General features: G+C 45.7%; 16 protein-coding genes. 6 read left to right on the top strand and 10 right to left on the bottom strand.

The features are described 5' to 3' along the window. Positions 1 to 119 precede the first annotated feature (119 nt). The 7 genes from ACFPFU_RS13965 to ACFPFU_RS13935 form a co-directional block, all read right to left on the bottom strand. Positions 120 to 1,370 carry a sensor histidine kinase gene (locus ACFPFU_RS13965; RefSeq protein ID WP_377065380.1) on the bottom strand — a complete coding sequence of 417 codons (1,251 nt, stop codon included), beginning with the start codon at positions 1,368 to 1,370 and terminating at the stop codon, positions 120 to 122. Further along, positions 1,367 to 2,050 (bottom strand): response regulator transcription factor, encoded by a 684-nt coding sequence (locus ACFPFU_RS13960; RefSeq protein ID WP_377065379.1) that lies wholly within the window; start codon positions 2,048 to 2,050, stop codon positions 1,367 to 1,369. Before ACFPFU_RS13960 ends, ACFPFU_RS13965 begins: the two co-directional genes overlap by 4 nt. A gap of 140 nt (positions 2,051 to 2,190) precedes the next feature. Beyond that, positions 2,191 to 3,765 (bottom strand): solute:sodium symporter family transporter, encoded by a 1,575-nt coding sequence (locus tag ACFPFU_RS13955; protein ID WP_377065378.1) that lies wholly within the window; start codon positions 3,763 to 3,765, stop codon positions 2,191 to 2,193. 92 nt (positions 3,766 to 3,857) lie between these two features. Beyond that, positions 3,858 to 4,739 carry an inositol oxygenase family protein gene (locus tag ACFPFU_RS13950; protein WP_377065377.1) on the bottom strand — a complete coding sequence of 294 codons (882 nt, stop codon included), beginning with the start codon at positions 4,737 to 4,739 and terminating at the stop codon, positions 3,858 to 3,860. Between the two features lie 119 nt (positions 4,740 to 4,858). Beyond that, on the bottom strand, positions 4,859 to 6,550 hold the full coding sequence (menD, locus tag ACFPFU_RS13945; protein WP_377065376.1) for a 2-succinyl-5-enolpyruvyl-6-hydroxy-3-cyclohexene-1-carboxylic-acid synthase: 1,692 nt from the start codon (positions 6,548 to 6,550) through the stop codon (positions 4,859 to 4,861). After that, positions 6,547 to 7,758, bottom strand: a complete 1,212-nt coding sequence (locus ACFPFU_RS13940; protein ID WP_377065375.1) for a chorismate-binding protein — start codon at positions 7,756 to 7,758, stop codon at positions 6,547 to 6,549. The genes menD and ACFPFU_RS13940 overlap by 4 nt, the downstream gene beginning before the upstream one ends. 5 nt (positions 7,759 to 7,763) lie before the next feature. Next, positions 7,764 to 8,183, bottom strand: coding sequence for a hotdog fold thioesterase (locus tag ACFPFU_RS13935; RefSeq protein ID WP_377065374.1), 420 nt, complete (start codon positions 8,181 to 8,183; stop codon positions 7,764 to 7,766). A 57-nt stretch (positions 8,184 to 8,240) separates the two neighbouring features. On the opposite strand from ACFPFU_RS13935, the gene ACFPFU_RS13930 reads away from it, so the two are divergent. Continuing rightward, entirely contained in the window at positions 8,241 to 8,879 is a 639-nt protein-coding gene (locus ACFPFU_RS13930; protein WP_377065373.1) for a histidine phosphatase family protein, read from the top strand. Here the strand turns inward: ACFPFU_RS13930 and ACFPFU_RS13925 are convergent. The 3 genes from ACFPFU_RS13925 to ACFPFU_RS13915 all read right to left on the bottom strand — a co-directional run bounded on the left by ACFPFU_RS13925 (position 8,863) and on the right by ACFPFU_RS13915 (position 11,264). Continuing rightward, entirely contained in the window at positions 8,863 to 9,276 is a 414-nt protein-coding gene (locus ACFPFU_RS13925; RefSeq protein ID WP_377065372.1) for a hypothetical protein, read from the bottom strand. The genes ACFPFU_RS13930 and ACFPFU_RS13925 overlap by 17 nt on opposite strands. A gap of 116 nt (positions 9,277 to 9,392) precedes the next feature. Then, on the bottom strand, positions 9,393 to 10,160 hold the full coding sequence (locus ACFPFU_RS13920) for a zinc ribbon domain-containing protein (RefSeq protein WP_377065371.1): 768 nt from the start codon (positions 10,158 to 10,160) through the stop codon (positions 9,393 to 9,395). 3 nt (positions 10,161 to 10,163) lie between these two features. Continuing rightward, entirely contained in the window at positions 10,164 to 11,264 is a 1,101-nt protein-coding gene (locus ACFPFU_RS13915; RefSeq protein WP_377065370.1) for a Nif3-like dinuclear metal center hexameric protein, read from the bottom strand. A gap of 45 nt (positions 11,265 to 11,309) precedes the next feature. Between ACFPFU_RS13915 and lpxK the strand changes: the two genes are divergently transcribed. The 5 genes from lpxK to ACFPFU_RS13890 all read left to right on the top strand — a co-directional run bounded on the left by lpxK (position 11,310) and on the right by ACFPFU_RS13890 (position 18,050). Next, positions 11,310 to 12,377 (top strand): tetraacyldisaccharide 4'-kinase, encoded by a 1,068-nt coding sequence (lpxK, locus tag ACFPFU_RS13910; RefSeq protein WP_377065369.1) that lies wholly within the window; start codon positions 11,310 to 11,312, stop codon positions 12,375 to 12,377. A gap of 40 nt (positions 12,378 to 12,417) precedes the next feature. Continuing rightward, complete coding sequence (locus ACFPFU_RS13905; RefSeq protein ID WP_377065494.1) at positions 12,418 to 14,304, top strand: putative porin; 1,887 nt, start codon at positions 12,418 to 12,420, stop codon at positions 14,302 to 14,304. Between the two features lie 3 nt (positions 14,305 to 14,307). After that, positions 14,308 to 14,919, top strand: a complete 612-nt coding sequence (locus ACFPFU_RS13900) for a MiaE family protein (protein WP_377065368.1) — start codon at positions 14,308 to 14,310, stop codon at positions 14,917 to 14,919. A 122-nt stretch (positions 14,920 to 15,041) separates the two neighbouring features. Continuing rightward, a complete protein-coding gene (locus tag ACFPFU_RS13895; protein WP_377065367.1) occupies positions 15,042 to 16,286 on the top strand; it encodes an ABC transporter permease in 1,245 nt (414 codons plus the stop codon). 75 nt (positions 16,287 to 16,361) lie between these two features. Beyond that, positions 16,362 to 18,050, top strand: coding sequence for a GMC oxidoreductase (locus ACFPFU_RS13890; RefSeq protein WP_377065366.1), 1,689 nt, complete (start codon positions 16,362 to 16,364; stop codon positions 18,048 to 18,050). Positions 18,051 to 18,074 lie beyond the last annotated feature (24 nt).

Below are 18,074 nucleotides of genomic sequence, written 5' to 3'. Positions count from 1 at the left end.
ATTGACACAAAAACCTGGGTTCAATTGATGGGATTTTGTCATGGTTTTTGTTTGGTTCTCCGCAAAAAACAACAGCAAAATCCTGTAAAATTCGCCCGCGGGGCTCCTTGGGATTCCTGTCAAAACCCGACGGTGACCACGTGGCGGTTTCCTAAGAACTGATAGTTGATGTCAAACCCGTTTATTTGACAGATCTGTTTGACAATGGCCAGGCCCAAACCGATGGATTCACTTTCGTTTCCCTCTTTTTTAAACCGTTCAAAGTAGGAGGTTACGGGTACGGTGGGCTGCTTGCCGGTATTGCTGATGACAAGCATCTTATCTGTCAATTCGACCCTGATATTTCCCTGTGGCACATTGTGCTTAATGGCATTTACCACCAGATTGTTCAGTAACATCTCCGCCAAATAAGGGTCAGTAACGATTTTAACATTCCCTTCAATCCTTTTTTCCAAACCGATACCCTTGATGAGGATCAATTCATTGAATTCATCAAGAATCTGTTCCATTTTTTCAGACAGGCAAACTTCTTTAACGGCTTCAAATTCCAGGTTTTCCAATTTGGCCAAAACAGACAAGGAGTGGACTGTCCGGGTGATTTTGTCGTTTGCACGATATGCCGAGGTGATCAGTTGTACTTGTTGATCAGTCAAAGCTGTGTCCAGGAGCAACTCCAGTTTGCCCCTTACCACCGCCACCGGCGTCTGGATTTCATGGGACAGATTTTCTGAAAATTCCTTCATTACACGGTAATCCTTTAATAATTTCACAGACATTTTTTCCAAAAAGCCATTCAGTCGCGTGAATTCTTCGGTTTTGGTGGGAGGAAAAACCAGGGGAGTATCCTTCTTGAAAGAGAAAGAACGGATCATTTCCAAGCTTCTATAAAAAGGATTGAGGATTTTTCGGCTTATCAGCCTTGCGGCCAGCACCGTAAACACCAAAAGCAACAGAAAAATGATCAACATGGTCTGCACTACTGTCTCAGTGATGTCATTGGTTTCGATGACGGTGTTGTAGGTGGCAAGGTAATAGTGTTTTCCGTTAATCTTATAAGACCTGCTCGCTTTTAACTGACGTTCCATTTGTTCCAAAGGCTGGTGCCAGGCAACGGTATCCCGGACATACAGATCCATGATGGCCGCGGTAGCCGGCAGTTCTTTCACTTCCAGCCGGTCCCCTATTGAAGGGTACGCAGGGTCTCCGGACGCTATTTTTTCGGCATACCGGTCCAGTTGGCGCTCCAATTCCTTTCCCAGCTCAAAATCTATTTCGGCCTCCAGCTTTTTAAATATCAACAAGCCACCTATCAAGAGAACCACCACCGAGATGACCAGATACGAGAAAGTGATGATGTTGATAAGTTTCATGAGTACTGATCTGAGAATTTATAACCGATCCCGTACACGGTCTGTATGGGATCCCTGTTTCCGGTCAAAGTGATTTTTTTACGCAGGTTTTTTATGTGTTGGTACACAAAATCAAAGTTGGCCAAGTCGTCTATGTAATCACCCCATAAATGCTGGGCAATTGCCTGCCGGCTGAGAACCCTGTTTTTGTTGGTGATCAGAAAGACCAACAAATCGAATTCCTTTCGGGTCAGGTCTACCAGCATGCCAGCTGCAAATACCTGCAGGGTGCAGGTGTCCACCTGCAAACTACCGACTTCCAACAAGTCGTTTCCTTTTAAATTATTCCTTCTGTATAGGGCTTTTAATCTGGCATAGAGCTCTGAGAGGTAGAATGGTTTGGTTAAATAATCATCGGCTCCCCAATCCAGACCCGTAATTTTATCTTCAAGGGAGTCTTTGGCGGAAATGATGATTACACTGGCACTTATCTTTTGGGACTTTATAAACCGCAAAATATCCAATCCACTTCCGTCGGGAAGCATAATATCCAAAACCACACAATCGTACTCGTAGGCTAGAAGCTTATCCTGAGCATCAAAACTGGTTTGGACCGCTTCACAGATAACCCCCTCTTTGTGCAGAAAATCCTGGACATTACCCGTCAATTCCGAATTGTCTTCTATCAGAAGAATTTTCATATTTCAATTTAACAGGAATTTTTGAAGAAAACTTGAAGCCGGTTTCACACTTTGTTTTTCCAAGCGGGATTCGACAAGTGCAAGGCACGACCTCCAAATTTCGCATGGAAAATCTACACACCGGGATTTTCCCCAAATGCTTACCTCCCTAACCAATAGTAAATCAGAAGGGTAATAAGGCACAAAACCAGGGAAAGTGGTTTTGCATATTTCCATTCTTTCATGTCCAATGGACTTTTTGTATGGCTCAAAAAGCTGGATGTGGAAGGATATTTTAGACTTACCATATACATCAAGCCCAGATTCAGAAGGAATTCAATACCCCATATATGGATAAAATGCAGGTTGACTTCCAACACAAAGCTGGTAAGGAGATAGAAAGATAGCCCCGTGATCAAGCCTACCTTGGCACCGGTGGCAGAGATTTTGGGGATGAAGAAACCGGCCACCAGTATGGAGGCAATGGGAATAAAGAAGATGCCGTTCAACTGCTGCATCAGCTGGTACAGGCCCTCAGGCGCATTGCCCACTAGAGGAGCGATGAGAATGGCCGTTATGGCCAACACCACCGAACTCAACCGTCCCACCCTCACCAGTTTCCGGTCAGAGGGAACGGAACGGGTGAACTTTTTGTAGATATCCAAGCTGAAAATGGTGGCAGCGGAATTCAGCACACTGTTAAAAGTGCTTAAGATGGCTCCCAGGACCACCGCCGCAAAAAAGCCGGTAAGGCCCAGTGGTAGTACCCTTGACAGCAATACCGGGTATATAAAATCCTGATCATCATAAAATTGATCCCCAAAATAATAAAAGGCGATGATCCCTGGCAGCACAATGATCAAAGGGATCAGTATTTTGAAAATGCCGGTAAAAAGCAGCCCTTTTTGGGCCTCGGCCATGTTTTTGGCACCGAAGGCCCTTTGGATGATGGTCTGGTTCATTCCCCAGAAATAAAGCTGGTTGATCATAAGGCCGGTAAAAAGGGTGCTGAAAGGCAATACAGAGTCCTCTTCCCCGATGACGTTGAATTTTTCGGGGGCATATTCATACACCTTTCTCATGCCCAGCAAAAGGTTGCCATCGCCTATGTCCCACAAAGCGAAGACAGGCACCATCAATCCCCCTATCACCAATCCGATAGCATTGATGGAATCTGAAAACGCCACCGCTTTTAGCCCGCCGAATATCGCATACACCGAACCGATCACCCCTATGGTGATGACCGTCAGCCATATCCCTTCTCCACGGCTTACCTGCAGGACTTCGGAGACTTTGAAAACACTTTCCAGATTGATGGCGCCCGTGTACAGTACGATGGGGAGCAGGGTCACCACAAAAGAAACCATGAGCAAAAAGGCTACTAACGTCTTGGTGGTGTTGTCATATCTTCTTTCCAGATATTGGGGAATGGTCGTCAAACCCATCCTAAGATAAATGGGCAAAAAATACAATGCTGCTATGACCAGGGCAATGGCAGAGGTAACCTCCCAGGCGATGATGATCATGCCGTTTTTGTAGGCGGATCCGTTCATGCCGATAAGGTGTTCTGTGGAGATGTTGGTCAAAATCATGGATCCCGCGATCACGCCGCCGGTGAGCGTACGACCACCTAGGAAATATCCTTCCCGGGAACTGACATCGTCTTTTCTTAACTTATACCAGGAAAAAAAAGCAACAAAAAGTGTAAAGCCTACAAAGGTGATTACGGTCAGCATATAAGAAGTATAGGTGGTCTCCCGGCCGGCCATGCAGGAACATGCCGGGAAACAAAAGTTGATGGTTATTTAGGGGCGCATTAAAACAGTTTTTAGAACTTTAATGTATCGGGGAGGTATTTGGCCACCAGGTCTTCGTAGTAAGGCCTGAGTTTTTTGGCATCAGGCGGCACGGGGACTTTGGAGTACAAATCGTAGGGATTGAATTTGTCCACCCACTTGAACATCTCCTTGTCATGGTCATTGAGCAAATGATCATAAGCACCTTCCCTGTGCTGGGCATAAAAGGAATGATATCTGATCATGTACAGGGCAGGTTCAGGGAGGTAATCCTTCATCATTTGGTAAAGGTATTCGTCATGCCCCCAGGACATCTTAACATTGTCAAGACCGCAATTGGGTTCATATATCCCGTATTCGGTATTGTATCTTTCATCGTGATGGTCGGGGTTGGCCCCAAAGAACTCAGGATAAACGATTTTATCGGAATGCCTGCAGCCTACCGGAAAGGTGTCGCCCACCACGGCCCATTGGGGCTCTCCGAAAAGGCAAAGCACCTTGCCCATATCATGGATAAAGCCTGTCAGCACAAACCAATCGGGATGGCCATCGGCCCGGATCGCTTCGGAGGTTTGTAAAAGATGTTGGAGTTGGTCCAGGTTGATGTCCGGATCGGAATCATCCACCAGGGTGTTCAAATAATCGATGGCATCCCAGAAAGCCATTTCCTTTTTATCAAAGGCGAGAAATTCTTTTTGTTTCTCCACCACAAAATCATAGGTTTGGTATTGGTGGTTGAGTCTGTAAAATTCCCTGACGGTATCCACCCTTTCGGAATCATGATAATTCCTGTAGTCCTCTTTGCTTTTGGCCTGCTCGGACTTGGGCTTGGGGTAACGGACCAACAGATCATCTTCCCATTCCTCTATATTCTCCAGCGGAGCGGTCTCTTTTTTGGTGAATTTTGACTTCATGACTGAATCCTTTATGCTTTATGTGGTTCCATAACAGGTATCGATTCCTTAAAGTTATAAAAAACAAATGATATTTTTCTTTTCCACTTAAGATTTGAATCACTGTTTTCTGCGACGGCTTATTTGGAAAGCAGCTGTTTTACAGCTTTCTTAACCTCCTGCAGAACGGTCGCGTTCTCTACACTGGAAGAGATGATCTCCAGAATTTTAGGGCGGACGGATTTGTGATAAAAGTTATCCAATACCTCCGGAAGGTTGTTTTCCTGATCTAACCGGAGGTAATCAAATCCGGCCTCTTGCGCCAAGAGATCCGCTTCCAGCCGTTGCTGGGTTTCAAAATATTCATCCAGTTCGGGAAGCTTGGATGGCCCTTCAATAAGCCGGAATATACCGCCTCCGTGGTTGTTGAGCACAATCACCCGTAGATTAGCCATGTTGTATTTGTGCCAGAAAGCATTTCTGTCATAAAAGAAAGCCATGTCTCCCGTAATCAACGTGACCGGTTCTTTGGTGGTAAATGTGCATCCCACCGCGGCGCTGTTGGACCCGTCAATCCCGCTGGTGCCGCGGTTGCAGATAATTTCCTGCCCTCCGTCTCCGAGACCAAGGAAATTCACATAACGCACAGGCATGCTGTTGGCTAAATGGATTTTGGAGATTTTGGGAATGAAAGGGCGGATTTTGTATAAAGCCTTGAATTCGCCAAAAGCAGTGTTTTCCAGAATTTCCGGCAGTACTTTCCGGACTTTCCGTTCGTTGTCCCCCCAGCTCTTTTCAAAGGGGGGATGGATTTCGGGACCGTTTTTCAGAAGGAACTCCAGAAAATAATCGGGTGAAGTAGGGATGATTTTGGTCAGATGCTGGAAACTGTCCGGAACATATCCTTGTGGCTGTATATGCCAATGGGATACTTCTGCATTTCTTAAAAACAACTTCAGCGCTTTGGAAATAATGGACTTACCAAAACTTATCACCAGGTCGGGCTCGAGTATTTCCGAAGAAGCAGGATTTTGCAAAATCAGATCATGGTGCGTCACCGTACTGCTGGACTGCAGGTTACTGATGGCATCGGCAATTACTACAGCCTTGTGACCGCGCACCAGTTCATCCAGCAGTTTTTGTACCTGGGGGTTGGGGCGTTGCTGACCCGGGACCACCATTATTTTTTGATAACTTTCCAGCTTGGACTTGAGTTTGATCAGGACCTCTTCTTTAAGGTGGTGCTGGACGGGGATCGTTTCCAGAACCTGGCCGTCCATCGGGAAAGTAAATTCTTCTTCGGGCAGGGGATAAAACGGCTCTCTGACAGGTATGTTGACATGTACAGGGCCCATGGGGAAGGTTTTTGACAACACCAGGGCCTCGTTGATAAGCCGCCTGGCATGCCAGATTTTTTCTTTGATGCTTCCCTCATCAGGAAACATCAGGCTTCCTTTTACGTGTTTGCCGTACAGCTGCTCCTGTCGAATGGTCTGGCCGTCCCACTGGTCTATCCATTCGGCAGGTCTGTCAGCGGTCAATATCAGGAGAGGGATCTGTTGGAAAAAAGCTTCGGCAACAGCAGGGGCATAATTCAACGCCGCCGAACCACTGGTACAGATCAGGACGACCGGTTTTTCAAGTTGCTGCGCCATTCCCAAAGCAATAAAAGCCGCTGATCTTTCATCAGAAACGGTCCTGCAATGGATGTCAGGGTGCCTTATAAAAGCGAGGGAAATGGGAGCGCAGCGGGACCCTGGAGATAGAATGGCTTCCTTGATACCGCTTTTTGCGCAGATATCCGCAATATGGGTGATATGAGCTAAGATCAAACCGAGTCAGTTGAATTGATGAATTTTCCGATGATATCGCATTTCATTTCTGTTTCTTTCCATTCCTTTTCGGGTACAGAGTCTTCCGTAACGCCTGCTCCCGCATACAACAGAATGTCTCCGCCCTGGAGCTGTGCACAACGGAGGTTGACAAAAATGGAAGTTTCCTCTCCAATGTTTACCGGACCGATATATCCCGAGAAAAAAGAACGGTCGAATTTTTCATGCTTTTGAATAAATTCCAGCGCACTTTCTTTGGGCATACCGCACACGGCAGAGGTAGGGTGGAGGAGTTCAAGCATCACTGAGCCCAGCTGGGGGAAATTGGTGGCTTTCATGTCTACCCGAAAATCCGATTTGAGGTGCAGCAGACCGCCGGCTATCGTGGTTTTGGGACCGATTTCCTCGTATTCCCTTAACCTGATTTTTTTAAAACAATTCACAATATAACGGCTGACCAGAGCCTGTTCTTCTATTTCTTTTTGTGTCCAGGCCGCTGTTTTTAGGGGGTTATTACCCGTCGCCTGCTGGGTCCCTGCCAGCGACATGGTGTAAAAAAGATCTCCCTTGGTTTCAATAAGCGTTTCAGGACTTGCCCCAAACCAGGAACCCGATTCGGAGGTGTGAAAAAAATTCACGAAGGCATTGGGGTAGGCCTCACACAACTTTAAAAAAGTAAGGGCAATATCGAAGGTCGCTCCCAAGGTCATTTTTTTTATTCTGGCCGGCACTACTTTATACATATTGCCGGAGTTAATGACAGCCACTGCCTCTTCCACCATTTTCAGAAAATCCTCTTTAGGAGTAGAGACCAAATCCCGCCGGGAGGGATTTTTTTCCATGAGCTTTTTTCTAAGGATATCTTTAAAGCCCTCCGGCCGGGAAGCGGGAGTGTTTCCAAAAGCCTGTTCTTCTTCGAAAGGAGTTTCATCATTCAGAAGAAAGCTAAAATAAGACTCCGCTTGAATAAAATAGGATTTTCCGTCTTTTTTTCCGAGAAAAGGGTGGATCAAAAAGCCGGCAGGCAGGTTTTCAAGATCCGGATTAACCTGTTGGGTTTCAGGCTGACTGTCAATAATCACCTCAACCAGGTTCTGTTTTGGTTTTCTCCATACCGCGATTTGATGGTTTTCTGTCAACGCCTTGTAAATTACCACCTCAAGGTATTGTTCTTTCGTAAGGAGTGTCTTTTCTATTGCTGCGTCCATTTTCTTTACTTTTCCAATACCGCCAAAGTGATGCGGCTGATACAAGTCAGCTTGCCTGTTTCATCATGGATTTTTATTTCCCATATCTGGGTTTTTCTGCCTAAATGAACAGGTTTTGCAATGCCTTTGACTTTACCCGATTTTACGGATCTGATGTGATTGGCATTGATTTCCAGCCCTACGATATAATGGTCGTCGTCTTCCAGAGCCAGATTTCCTGCCACACTGCCCAAGGTTTCGGCGAGAACCACGTTGGCTCCCCCGTGTAGCAGCCCCATGGGCTGTCTGGTTTTAGAGGTGACCGGCATTTCAGCCTCCAGGTAATCTTCGCCTATACCGGTAAAGTTGATACCCAAATAAGAGGACATGGTGTCCTCAGCCATACGATTTAAAAAATCCAGGTCAGGACTTTTCTTAAATATCATGTTTATATGTGGAATAAAATTTTTTTATTTGAAAATCGAAACCAAAAATAAGGAATCTTGGGCAGTAAAAAAATCTATGTGGTCCGTCATGGCCAAACTGATTACAATCTTAAAGGAGTGGTACAGGGAAGTGGCATTGATGCTCCGATCAACGAAAATGGCCAAAAACAAGCAGCAGCATTTTACGAAGAATACAAACACATACCTTTTGACAGGATTTATTATTCGGGACTGATAAGGACCCGCCAATCCATAGAGCGTTTTATCAACGGGAAGGTTCCTCATGAAAGTATTCCGGAGCTAAATGAGATCTCATGGGGCAAATACGAGGGCTTGCCGATGGATCATCAAGAAAATGAATATTACCACAATATGCTCAAAAAATGGGCTTCCGGTGAACTGGACCATAAAATTGATGGGGGGGAATCACCTTTGGACGTAGCCATCCGGTTGAGAAAGGCTTTCGACCACATCGTGGATAACGGAGGAAGCAAAATACTGGTCTGCATGCATGGAAGGGCCATCCGGATACTGATGAGTGTTCTGTTGAATTATGAGCTAAGGTATATGGATGTGTTCAAACATGAAAACCTTTGCTGCTATGAGCTCACGCAATATGCGGACAGAACATTTCGCATGGATGCATACAGGCCTACCCCTGTTCTGATAAAAGAAGAGCTTACAAAGATAATCTGATCGTGTTGCTGACCCTTTTCTTGCTTTTTTGGTCTTCTGTGGAAGAAAGGAGCGCACGGAAGTTTTCCTGACTTTCTTCTAAATCAATGATTCGGAAAGCCACCTCTGACAGAGGCACTAACCGGTCATCGCCCACGATCACCAATGCATTTCCCATCTCACAAATGGACCAGTCGATAAAAGGAACGGTGATAAGCAGGGCCGTTTCTGAATTCCCGGAATAGGAGCGGGTCTCAAAACTGTCCAAGAAGCTGAGTTCAACATGGGCGGCACTTGAATTGTATTGTTTCAGTTCTTCGCTATGAAAAATGATAAGAAAAGTTTTTTCCTTTTTTTCTTTTGCAAAAGAAAAAAAGGAAAAAAGCAAGATCATTATGGAAACCAAAGCCCTTCTCATTGATCCGAAATATATACATTTTAAATATACAAATCAAAAATGATTCCAGATTAAAAGAAGGAAAAAAAAACCGGGAATTTTTCCCGGTTCAGTTTGACAATCTATGAAGATAGGGATCAAGCCCTGCTTCTTTTTCTTTTCGGTGCGCTTTCCTCTTCCGACTCATCTTCCACACCCGCAAGGATTCTTCCGCAGTGCTCACAAACGATGATTTTTTTACGCTCGCGGATTTCAGCTTGCCGCTGTGGCGGGACCACATTGAAACATCCGCCGCAGGCCCCTCTTTTTACCAGTACCACAGCCAAGCCGTTTTTGGCATTCTGCCTGATTTTATTGTAGGATTTCAGCAACCGGTCTTCCACTTTTTTGGTGGCCTTTTCGCGGTCAGACTGAAGTTTGCTCTCTTCCGCCTCGCTTTCTGAAACGATGGTTCCAAGTTCCTCCTTTTTTTGGTCCAGATCTTTTTGTCGGTCTTTCAGAACGTCTTTAAGTTCATCAATGTCTTTTCCCTTTTCTTCTATCCTGACCTGAGCCTCGGCTATTTTTTTCTTCGAAACCTGTATCTCCAGGTCTTGAAGTTCCAGTTCTTTGGTAATGGCGTCATACTCCCTGTTGTTTCTGACATTCATCTGCTGATCCTGGTACTTCTTGATAAGTTTCTCAGATTCTTTGATGGCCTCTTTATGTTTTTTTATTTCTTCTTCCAGAGAAGTGATGTCTGTATTGAATTTATTTAATCTGGTTTCGTATCCCACTATTTCATCTTCCAAATCCTGCACTTCTTCGGGGAGGGCTCCCCTGACTTTAAAAATGGCATCTAAACGGGAATCAATGTTTTGTAAGGTGAGGATGGCTTCTAGTTTCTGTGCAACGGGACTTTCCATGTACTAAAGGTAACTTATGGGATTCGTAACTACATTTGTCAAATAGAGTGCAATATTACTAAATTTTTGTAACAAAATATCTTTTAACAATTCTTTTGTGTAAATTTCACTTTCGTAGTGTCCGATGTCTGCAATAATGAGCTGGTTTTCAGCATCGAAAAATTCATGGTACTTGATATCTGAAGTGATAAATACACCAGCTCCGGCTTTTTTGGCATCTTTCAATAAGAAGAACCCGGCCCCGCCACATAGGGCTACCCTGCTGATTCTTTTACCGGTCAGCCGGGTATGTTTGATGACCTGTAGGTCCATGCTTTTTTTCAGGTGGCGGAGAAATGCCATCTCTTCCATCTCTTCTGGCAACTCGCCTACCATACCGGCGCCAATTTCCTGGTTTTCATTTTCCAATATATGAAGATAATAAGCCACCTCCTCATACGGATGGGACGTTTGTAGGGCTTCAATCACCTGATTTTTTAAATAAGCGGGAAAGACCACCTCAACCCTGTTTTCTTTTACCCTTTCTTCCGTTCCTGCATTGCCGAGATAGGGCTCGGCCCCTTCGAGCGGTAAAAAGGTGCCCTCTCCGGCCACCTTAAAGCTGCAGTGGGCGTAATTGCCAATCGAGCCGGCGCCAGATTGATATAGAGAATTCAGTACGGTGTCCGTATCTTTCAGAGGCACGAATGTCGTCAGTTTCATCAACAAACCGGACTTTGGAGCAAGTATTCTGGGATTAATAAGCCCTATCTTTTCAGAGATTTTCCGGTTCACTCCGGTGCCTACATGATCCAGATTGGTGTGAATGGCATAGATGGCAATGTCGTTTTTGATGGCGAGGATAACCGTCCTTTCCACATATGACTTGCCCGTAAGGCTTTTCAGTCCCTTAAACACAATAGGATGGTGGGCGACGACCAGGTTACAGCCTTTTTCTTTGGCTTCAAGTATCACTTCTTCCGTGACATCCAGACAGCATAGGATTCCTTTTACCTCAGCGCCTGCATTTCCCACAATGAGCCCGGAATTGTCATATGACTCTTGATAAGCAGCAGGGGCAACGGATTCAAAATGGGATATAACATCTCTTATTAAATAAACCATATATTTGTCATTCTTTATAAAATCAAAACTACAAAAAAAACACCAATGCGGTTTTATGGCATTTTGTTGTATCCATTCGCATGTCTGTATGGCTTGGCGACAGCTTTTAGGAACAAAATGTTCGATGCAGGCTTAAAAAAGGAGACTTCTTTTGATGTACCTACGGTAGTGGTGGGCAATCTGGCCATGGGAGGGACGGGAAAAACGCCTATGATTGAGTTTTTGATTAGAGAACTGAAAGAAAAATATGGATTAACGGTCCTAAGCAGAGGCTATGGAAGAAAAACAACGGGGTTTTTACTCGCCAATGACCGCCATTTGCCCAGAGACATTGGTGACGAGCCTTTTCAGATATATCAGAAATTCGGGAAGGAAGTCTCTGTGGCTGTAGGGGAGGAAAGGATTCTGGCCGTTCCTATGATTCTGGCCAACAGACCCGGTACCCACCTCATTTTGCTGGATGATGCTTTTCAGCACCGTTATTTGAAAGCAGATTTTAATATTTTACTCACCACTTACCAAAATCCTTTCTTTAAAGACAGCCTCTTTCCTTTGGGCACCTTAAGAGAAGCCAGAAAAAACGCGGCGAGGGCAGCTTTGGTCATCGTGACCAAATGCCCCGAAAACATGGATGGGGAACAGAGGGCCTACTACAGAAAGCAGGTTTCGGCCTATGTACGGCCAGGAACACCGGTGGTCTTTACCCGAATAAAATACGGAACCCCATCGGTCGTTCTTGCTAAGAAGAGACCGGTTTCAGAGCATGTGGTCATCGTGACAGGAATCGCCAACAACCAAATCTTTGTAGAAGAGGTGCGCAGCAGGTATAACGTGCTGGAGATTTTGACTTTCCCTGATCATCACCGGTACACGGAAAGGGACATTGGACAGATAAAAAGGACATGTTCAAAATATGTGCAAAAGGATCCCTGGATATTGACGACTGAAAAAGATGCGGTGAAACTAAACGATGAAAAATTCCTTTCGTTATATGGAGAAATTCCGATTTTTGCTTTGCCGATAGAAGTTGAAATGGAAAGGGAGGACCGGCAAAAGGTGATCGGTATGATCGAACAAGTAATCAGTAAAAAGGCAATCGAAAGTGGGAATTAAATTCAGGTATTTTTTTATATTGCTTCTGGCTGGCTGGGGAATGATCCTCTCGGTAAATGCCCAGCAGCCGCAACCGCAGGGAACGCCTGAGGAAACGGACCAGGAGGATACCCCAAGGCGGGGACTGTTGGATGATTCGACTAAAATGGTCTATGGACCAAAAACCTCCCTTATTTATTACGAAAAATTCCTTCGGTACAATAAGTTTGAAAAGCTGGAAGTGGATACTTCATTGACTGGCTTCCACAACTATGAGCCCGTAGCCGCTACATGGTACAAATACCAGGACTTAGGGAATTTGGGTTCTGCCGCCAAACCGGTGTTTTATGAAGCACCAAAGCAGATAGGGCGTACGTCGGGTTTTCATGTGTATGATATTTACCATAATTCGCCTGACAGTATACAGTATTATGACACCAAATCCCCTTATACCAAGATAGAAGCTTTTTTCGGTGGAGGCAACCGCAACAAGCTGGATATCGGGTTTGCAAGGAACATCACCCCCAAATGGAATGTGGGGATCAATTATGGCACGATAAGGGCGAGAAAAACACTGAATCCTACCCGGAGAGATGACAACATGGTGGTCAACGATTCTTATTCCATTCATACCAATTACCAGTCTGAAAATGACAAATATTTTTTAATGGCTAATTTTACCAGGATGAAGCACCGGGTAAATGAGCAGGGCGGGATCATACCTCCTGAGATTGACACCACATCGGTCTACTTCACGTATGAGGACTCCAAAGTGTGGCTGCGAAATTCCAGAGCGGTGGATTTAAGGCAGGATTACCATCTCTATCACCAATATGAATTGTTAAAGGGGTGGCAGATCTACCATGTTTTTGACAAGAAGAAACAGGAAGTCACTTTTTTCTCCCGGCTGAATACAGATGACGCTTTGTTTTTCAATGAGAACAGGTTCAATTCTTCAGATACCACCAACATCCACAGTGCCAGGGATACTACCAATAACCAGAACCATTTTTCAGAATGGAGAAACGAGATGGGGTTTAAGGGGGACTTTGGTCCTGTTTATTACAATGCCTACCTGAAATTCAGAACAGGCAGGATGGCCAGCTATTTCTTTGAGCACAATAACTCCTTTACAGAGCTGTATTTGGGAGGCGCTTTAAGGGGGGAAATTACCGAAAAGTGGGTCTTCGAAGCAGAAGGAGAATACCTGATTCCGGATGGGTACAGGATACACGGGTTATTTATTTCCCCTTTTCTGGATGTCAGTTATACAAAGGCGTCGTACAGACCCACCCTTGCTCAGGAGTTGTACAGGGGAAATCACTACCGTTGGGACAATAATTTCTCCAACATAGGTGTCGACCAAATCAAAGGGGTCATTAAGGCGGATTTTCAGGATTTTAAAATCCGGCCCAACATGACCATCAACAGGGTGAACAATTTTGTCTTTTTTAACGAGGAGCAGGTGCCCGAGCAGGCCACAGGTGAGGCGTTTATGTTGATTCCGGGAATCGATGCCCACATGGTGTTTGCCAATAAGTTTCATTGGCAGTCCGAAGCTTATTATACCCTGATTACCGGAGGTGCAGCCGATAAATTCAGGATACCGCAGCTATTCGCCAACTCCCGTTTTTTCTTTGATGGGCCGTTGTTCAATGAAAATATATATGTACAGTTGGGTTTGGAGGGCAGGTTCAGAAGTGATAATTTTGCTGAAGGCTATACGCCCGCTACCCAGCAGTTTTACCTGCAAAATGAATTCAATGTATATGCTTATCCGGTAGTCGATGCTTTTCTGAACTTCCGCATCAAAAGAACCCGGGTATTGTTCAGGTACAATCATCTCAATGCCGGCATGCTGGAGAATCCCGGCTATTTTATCACACCGGGATACACCGGTCTCAAAAATATGTTGGATCTGGGCATAAGTTGGTCATTCTTCGATTAAATTATGAATTGGCAGGAAACAACAAGGAACAAAATGCTGAGGCTTCAGCTGCCTACGGATCCCCGATGGGTAGATGTGGCCAAAATCAGCTTGCAGGATATTCTGGTGGACCATGCCTATTGTGAGCAAAAGGCAGCCTCCTCCTGCATTTCCCTGATTATAAAATTCCCGGAACTCGATAAATTGGTAGATGTGCTTACTCCCGTGGTGGCGGAGGAGTGGGCCCACTTTGAGGCGGTAATGGAGCAGATCAGAAAAAGAGGGTATACTTTTGGCAAGCCCAGAAAGGACGAATACGTCGTTAGGCTCCAGGCGTTTATCCGAAAAGGGGGTAGTAGAATGGACCAGCTTATGGAATATTTGCTGATGAATGCTTTGATAGAAGCCAGGAGCTGCGAAAGGTTCAAGCTGCTTTGGAAAAACCTGGAAGAAGAGGATCTCAGGCAGTTTTATTATGAATTGATGGTGTCGGAAGCGGGGCATTATGTGAACTTTATAGATCTGGCAAAACACTATCAATCCACTGAAGTGGTGGAAAAAAGATGGCGGGAGTGGCTGGAATACGAAAAAGAAGTAATGAAAAACCTGGAAATTAGAGGCGATAGGATGCACTGACGGTGGAAGAGCAGGCAAAAGTTAAAAATTCCCAATTGCTTTTTCCCCAACCGATAATTCCGTATCATTAAAGCTGTATTTATAGGAGTGTCCGATTTTTGTCCTATAACGAACAACAAAAGATGAATCTGCTCGAAAATATTAAAGAGGCCTTTAGGTCAGTCAAGACCAATCTGTTAAGAACCATTCTTACCGGCCTTATCATTGCCATAGGAATTACCTCTTTGGTGGGGATGCTTACAGCCATCGATGCCATGAAAGCCCAGATAGAAGAAAGCCTTTCGGGCTTTGGGGCCAATAATTTTGACATCAGAAGCAGGTGGACCTCCGGGGGGAGGGCCACATCATCCGGCGTGGCGCCTAAAAACTACCCTCCCATCTCATTCCGGGATGCCATGGCTTTTAAGGAAACCTACAACGAAAGAGGTGTATCCACGGTCACTACCTTTCTTTCGGGAGCTGCGGAAATAAAAAGAGGTTCCAAAAAGACCAATCCCAACAGCAGGATTATCGGGGGGGATGAAAATTACTTCCTGATCAAGGGAATAGCTGTGGAAAACGGACGGAACTTCAGCAATGTCGAAACCCGATACGGAAACAATGTCTGTGTGATTGGCACAGACATACAAGCGGTTCTATTCGAGGACAATGAAGACCCTGTCAACCATTACATTTCCATGTACGGAAGACGTTATACTATTGTAGGCGTTATGCAAAAGCAGGGGGGCGTGGGAGGAGATTCCGGTTCGGACCGTGCCATCGTCATTCCTTTACAGAATGCCAAAAACCTGGATCAAAACGGAACATTCCGCTATACAATCACCGTAGGCACGTCAGACCCCTTGAAGATGGAATACGAAATGGGCCAGGCTACCGGGATGATGAGGGCAATACGGGAGGACAAAATCGGTACGGAAGATTCCTTCGAGGTGGTAAAATCCCAGACCCTGGGAGATAGTCTTGAAGAAATTGCCGGTTTCTTGCGGATAGGAGGTTTTGGTATTGGCTTTATTACCCTTTTGGGAGCGGCCATCGGGTTGATGAACATCATGTTGGTGTCTGTTACCGAAAGGACCCGCGAAATCGGCATCCGTAAAGCCTTGGGAGCTACCCCGCTCCGGATCAGGCAGCAGTTTTTGATAGAAGCCATCGTTATTTGTGTGCTGGGAGGGATACTCGGCGTATTGATGGGCATAGGGATCGGCAACCTGGTAGGCAATACCGTGGGGCCGGGAGGTTTTCTGATACCTTGGTTGTGGATTGTGATAGCTTTTATCATCTGTGTATTGGTAGGCCTGTTTTCCGGGTTTATTCCAGCTTACAAAGCCAGTAGACTGGACCCCATAGAATCACTCCGATATGAATAATTCCGGCTGGAAAGCTAACTTTGAAAATAAACAAAAAAACCTTGCACAAACCGGCATGTCCGGCTTACACAAAAAATGAAGGATCATACATACGATGCGATAGTTATAGGTTCAGGAATCAGTGGAGGATGGGCAGCAAAGGAGCTTTGTGAAAAAGGACTGAAAACCCTGGTTTTGGAAAGAGGGAGAGATGTGGTTCACAAAGAAGATTACTCTACCATGCATACGCCGCCTTGGGAATTTCCGCTGAGAGGCCAGCTGCCATTGTCTGTAAGGCAAGAAAACCCCATCGTATCCAGATGCTATGCGTTCAGGGATGATGCGGATCATTTTTTTGTCAAGGATAACGAGCATCCATACATTCAGGACAAACCCTTTGACTGGATCAGAGGCTATCAGGTTGGAGGGAAGTCTCTGCTCTGGGCCAGACAGGTGCAGCGATGGAGCAAATATGATTTTGAAGGACCGGCGAGGGATGGTTTTGCCGTAGATTGGCCCATCCGCTACGAGGATATTGCTCCCTGGTACAGCCACGTAGAACAGTTTATAGGAGTGAGCGGCAACAAAGACGGTTTGGAAACCCTGCCTGACGGTGAATTTCTTCCCCCGTGGGAAATGAACAAAGTGGAAAGGCTGATTAAGGAAAGGGTTAACGCTGCTTATCCTGACCGATCTTTTGTCATAGGGCGGTGTGCCCATCTCACCAAGCCGGCAGATCACCATACTAAAATGGGACGCGGACAGTGTATGGCCAGAAGCCTTTGCCAAAGAGGCTGTCCTTTTGGCGCCTATTTCAGTTCAAATTCATCCACCCTGCCTGCCGCAGCCGCGACAGGTAATCTCACCATGCGACCCCATGCTGTCGTTCATTCCGTCATATATGACGATCAAAAAGAAAAAGTGACCGGGGTGAGGGTGATCGATGCGGAAACATCAGAGACGACGGAATACTTCGCAAAGGTGATTTTTGTGAATGCCTCGGCATTGAATTCCAATCTGATATTGTTGAATTCCACTTCAAGCCGCTTTCCAAACGGCTTGGGGAATGACAGTGGTCTACTGGGTAAATTCATCGCTTTTCACAATTACAGGGGGAGTCTGTCTGCCAGCGTGGAAGGCCATCTGGATGCCTATTATTTCGGCAGAAGACCCACCGCGATCATGATGCCCAACTTCAGAAACGTCAAAAAACAGGAAATGGACTTTCTCAGAGGCTATATGACTTTCTACACTGCCAGCAGACAAAGCTGGGGCAGCGCCGGAAACAGGGAGTTTGGAGCGGGGTTTAAGGAGGCCAATTCACAGCCGGGCAATTGGGGCGTATATATGATGATGCAAGGGGAAACCATTCCCAAGGAAGAAAGCAGGGTATATCTGGATAAAACCCACACAGACAAGTGGGGTATGCCCTTGCTTAGGGTGGATGTGGATTATGATGAAAACGATGAAAAATCACTCAGGGACTTTTTGGAGCAAGGTGCCGAAATGCTGGACAAGGCAGGCTGCAAAAATATTGTGCAACGGGACAGCAAACAGGCGCCCGGCCTGGATATCCATGAGATGGGAGGGGTAAGAATGGGCAAAGACCCTAAAACTTCTTTGTTGGGCCGATGGAACCAGATGCATCACTGTCCCAATGTGTATGTAACAGATGGTGCCTGCATGACCTCCACAAGCACCCAAAACCCATCCATTACGTACATGGCGCTCACCGCCAGGGCTGTGGACCATGCGGTGAAGCAATTGAAGTCAGGGGATTTGTGATTCTTCCCGTATAAGCATACCGAG

The sequence above is a fragment of the Negadavirga shengliensis genome, from assembly GCF_042652345.1.
GTDB classification, from domain to species: Bacteria; Bacteroidota; Bacteroidia; order Cytophagales; family Cyclobacteriaceae; genus Negadavirga; species Negadavirga shengliensis.
The sequence above is the reverse complement of the archived record's forward strand: the minus strand, read 5'-3'. Positions and strand labels throughout refer to the sequence as shown.

Excerpts from the sequence above, each read along its gene's own strand:
- ACFPFU_RS13940 (WP_377065375.1), bottom strand. The coding sequence starts at position 7,758 with ATGGACGCAGCAATAGAAAAGACACTCCTTACGAAAGAACAATACCTT.
- ACFPFU_RS13915 (WP_377065370.1), bottom strand. The coding sequence starts at position 11,264 with ATGGTTTATTTAATAAGAGATGTTATATCCCATTTTGAATCCGTTGCC.
- ACFPFU_RS13890 (WP_377065366.1), top strand. The coding sequence starts at position 16,362 with ATGAAGGATCATACATACGATGCGATAGTTATAGGTTCAGGAATCAGT.
- ACFPFU_RS13950 (WP_377065377.1), bottom strand. The coding sequence starts at position 4,739 with ATGAAGTCAAAATTCACCAAAAAAGAGACCGCTCCGCTGGAGAATATA.
- ACFPFU_RS13925 (WP_377065372.1), bottom strand. The coding sequence starts at position 9,276 with ATGAGAAGGGCTTTGGTTTCCATAATGATCTTGCTTTTTTCCTTTTTT.
- ACFPFU_RS13965 (WP_377065380.1), bottom strand. The coding sequence starts at position 1,370 with ATGAAACTTATCAACATCATCACTTTCTCGTATCTGGTCATCTCGGTG.
- lpxK (WP_377065369.1), top strand. The coding sequence starts at position 11,310 with ATGCGGTTTTATGGCATTTTGTTGTATCCATTCGCATGTCTGTATGGC.
- ACFPFU_RS13955 (WP_377065378.1), bottom strand. The coding sequence starts at position 3,765 with ATGCTGACCGTAATCACCTTTGTAGGCTTTACACTTTTTGTTGCTTTT.
- ACFPFU_RS13920 (WP_377065371.1), bottom strand. The coding sequence starts at position 10,160 with ATGGAAAGTCCCGTTGCACAGAAACTAGAAGCCATCCTCACCTTACAA.
- ACFPFU_RS13905 (WP_377065494.1), top strand. The coding sequence starts at position 12,418 with ATGATCCTCTCGGTAAATGCCCAGCAGCCGCAACCGCAGGGAACGCCT.
- ACFPFU_RS13935 (WP_377065374.1), bottom strand. The coding sequence starts at position 8,183 with ATGATATTTAAGAAAAGTCCTGACCTGGATTTTTTAAATCGTATGGCT.
- ACFPFU_RS13895 (WP_377065367.1), top strand. The coding sequence starts at position 15,042 with ATGAATCTGCTCGAAAATATTAAAGAGGCCTTTAGGTCAGTCAAGACC.
- ACFPFU_RS13960 (WP_377065379.1), bottom strand. The coding sequence starts at position 2,050 with ATGAAAATTCTTCTGATAGAAGACAATTCGGAATTGACGGGTAATGTC.
- ACFPFU_RS13900 (WP_377065368.1), top strand. The coding sequence starts at position 14,308 with ATGAATTGGCAGGAAACAACAAGGAACAAAATGCTGAGGCTTCAGCTG.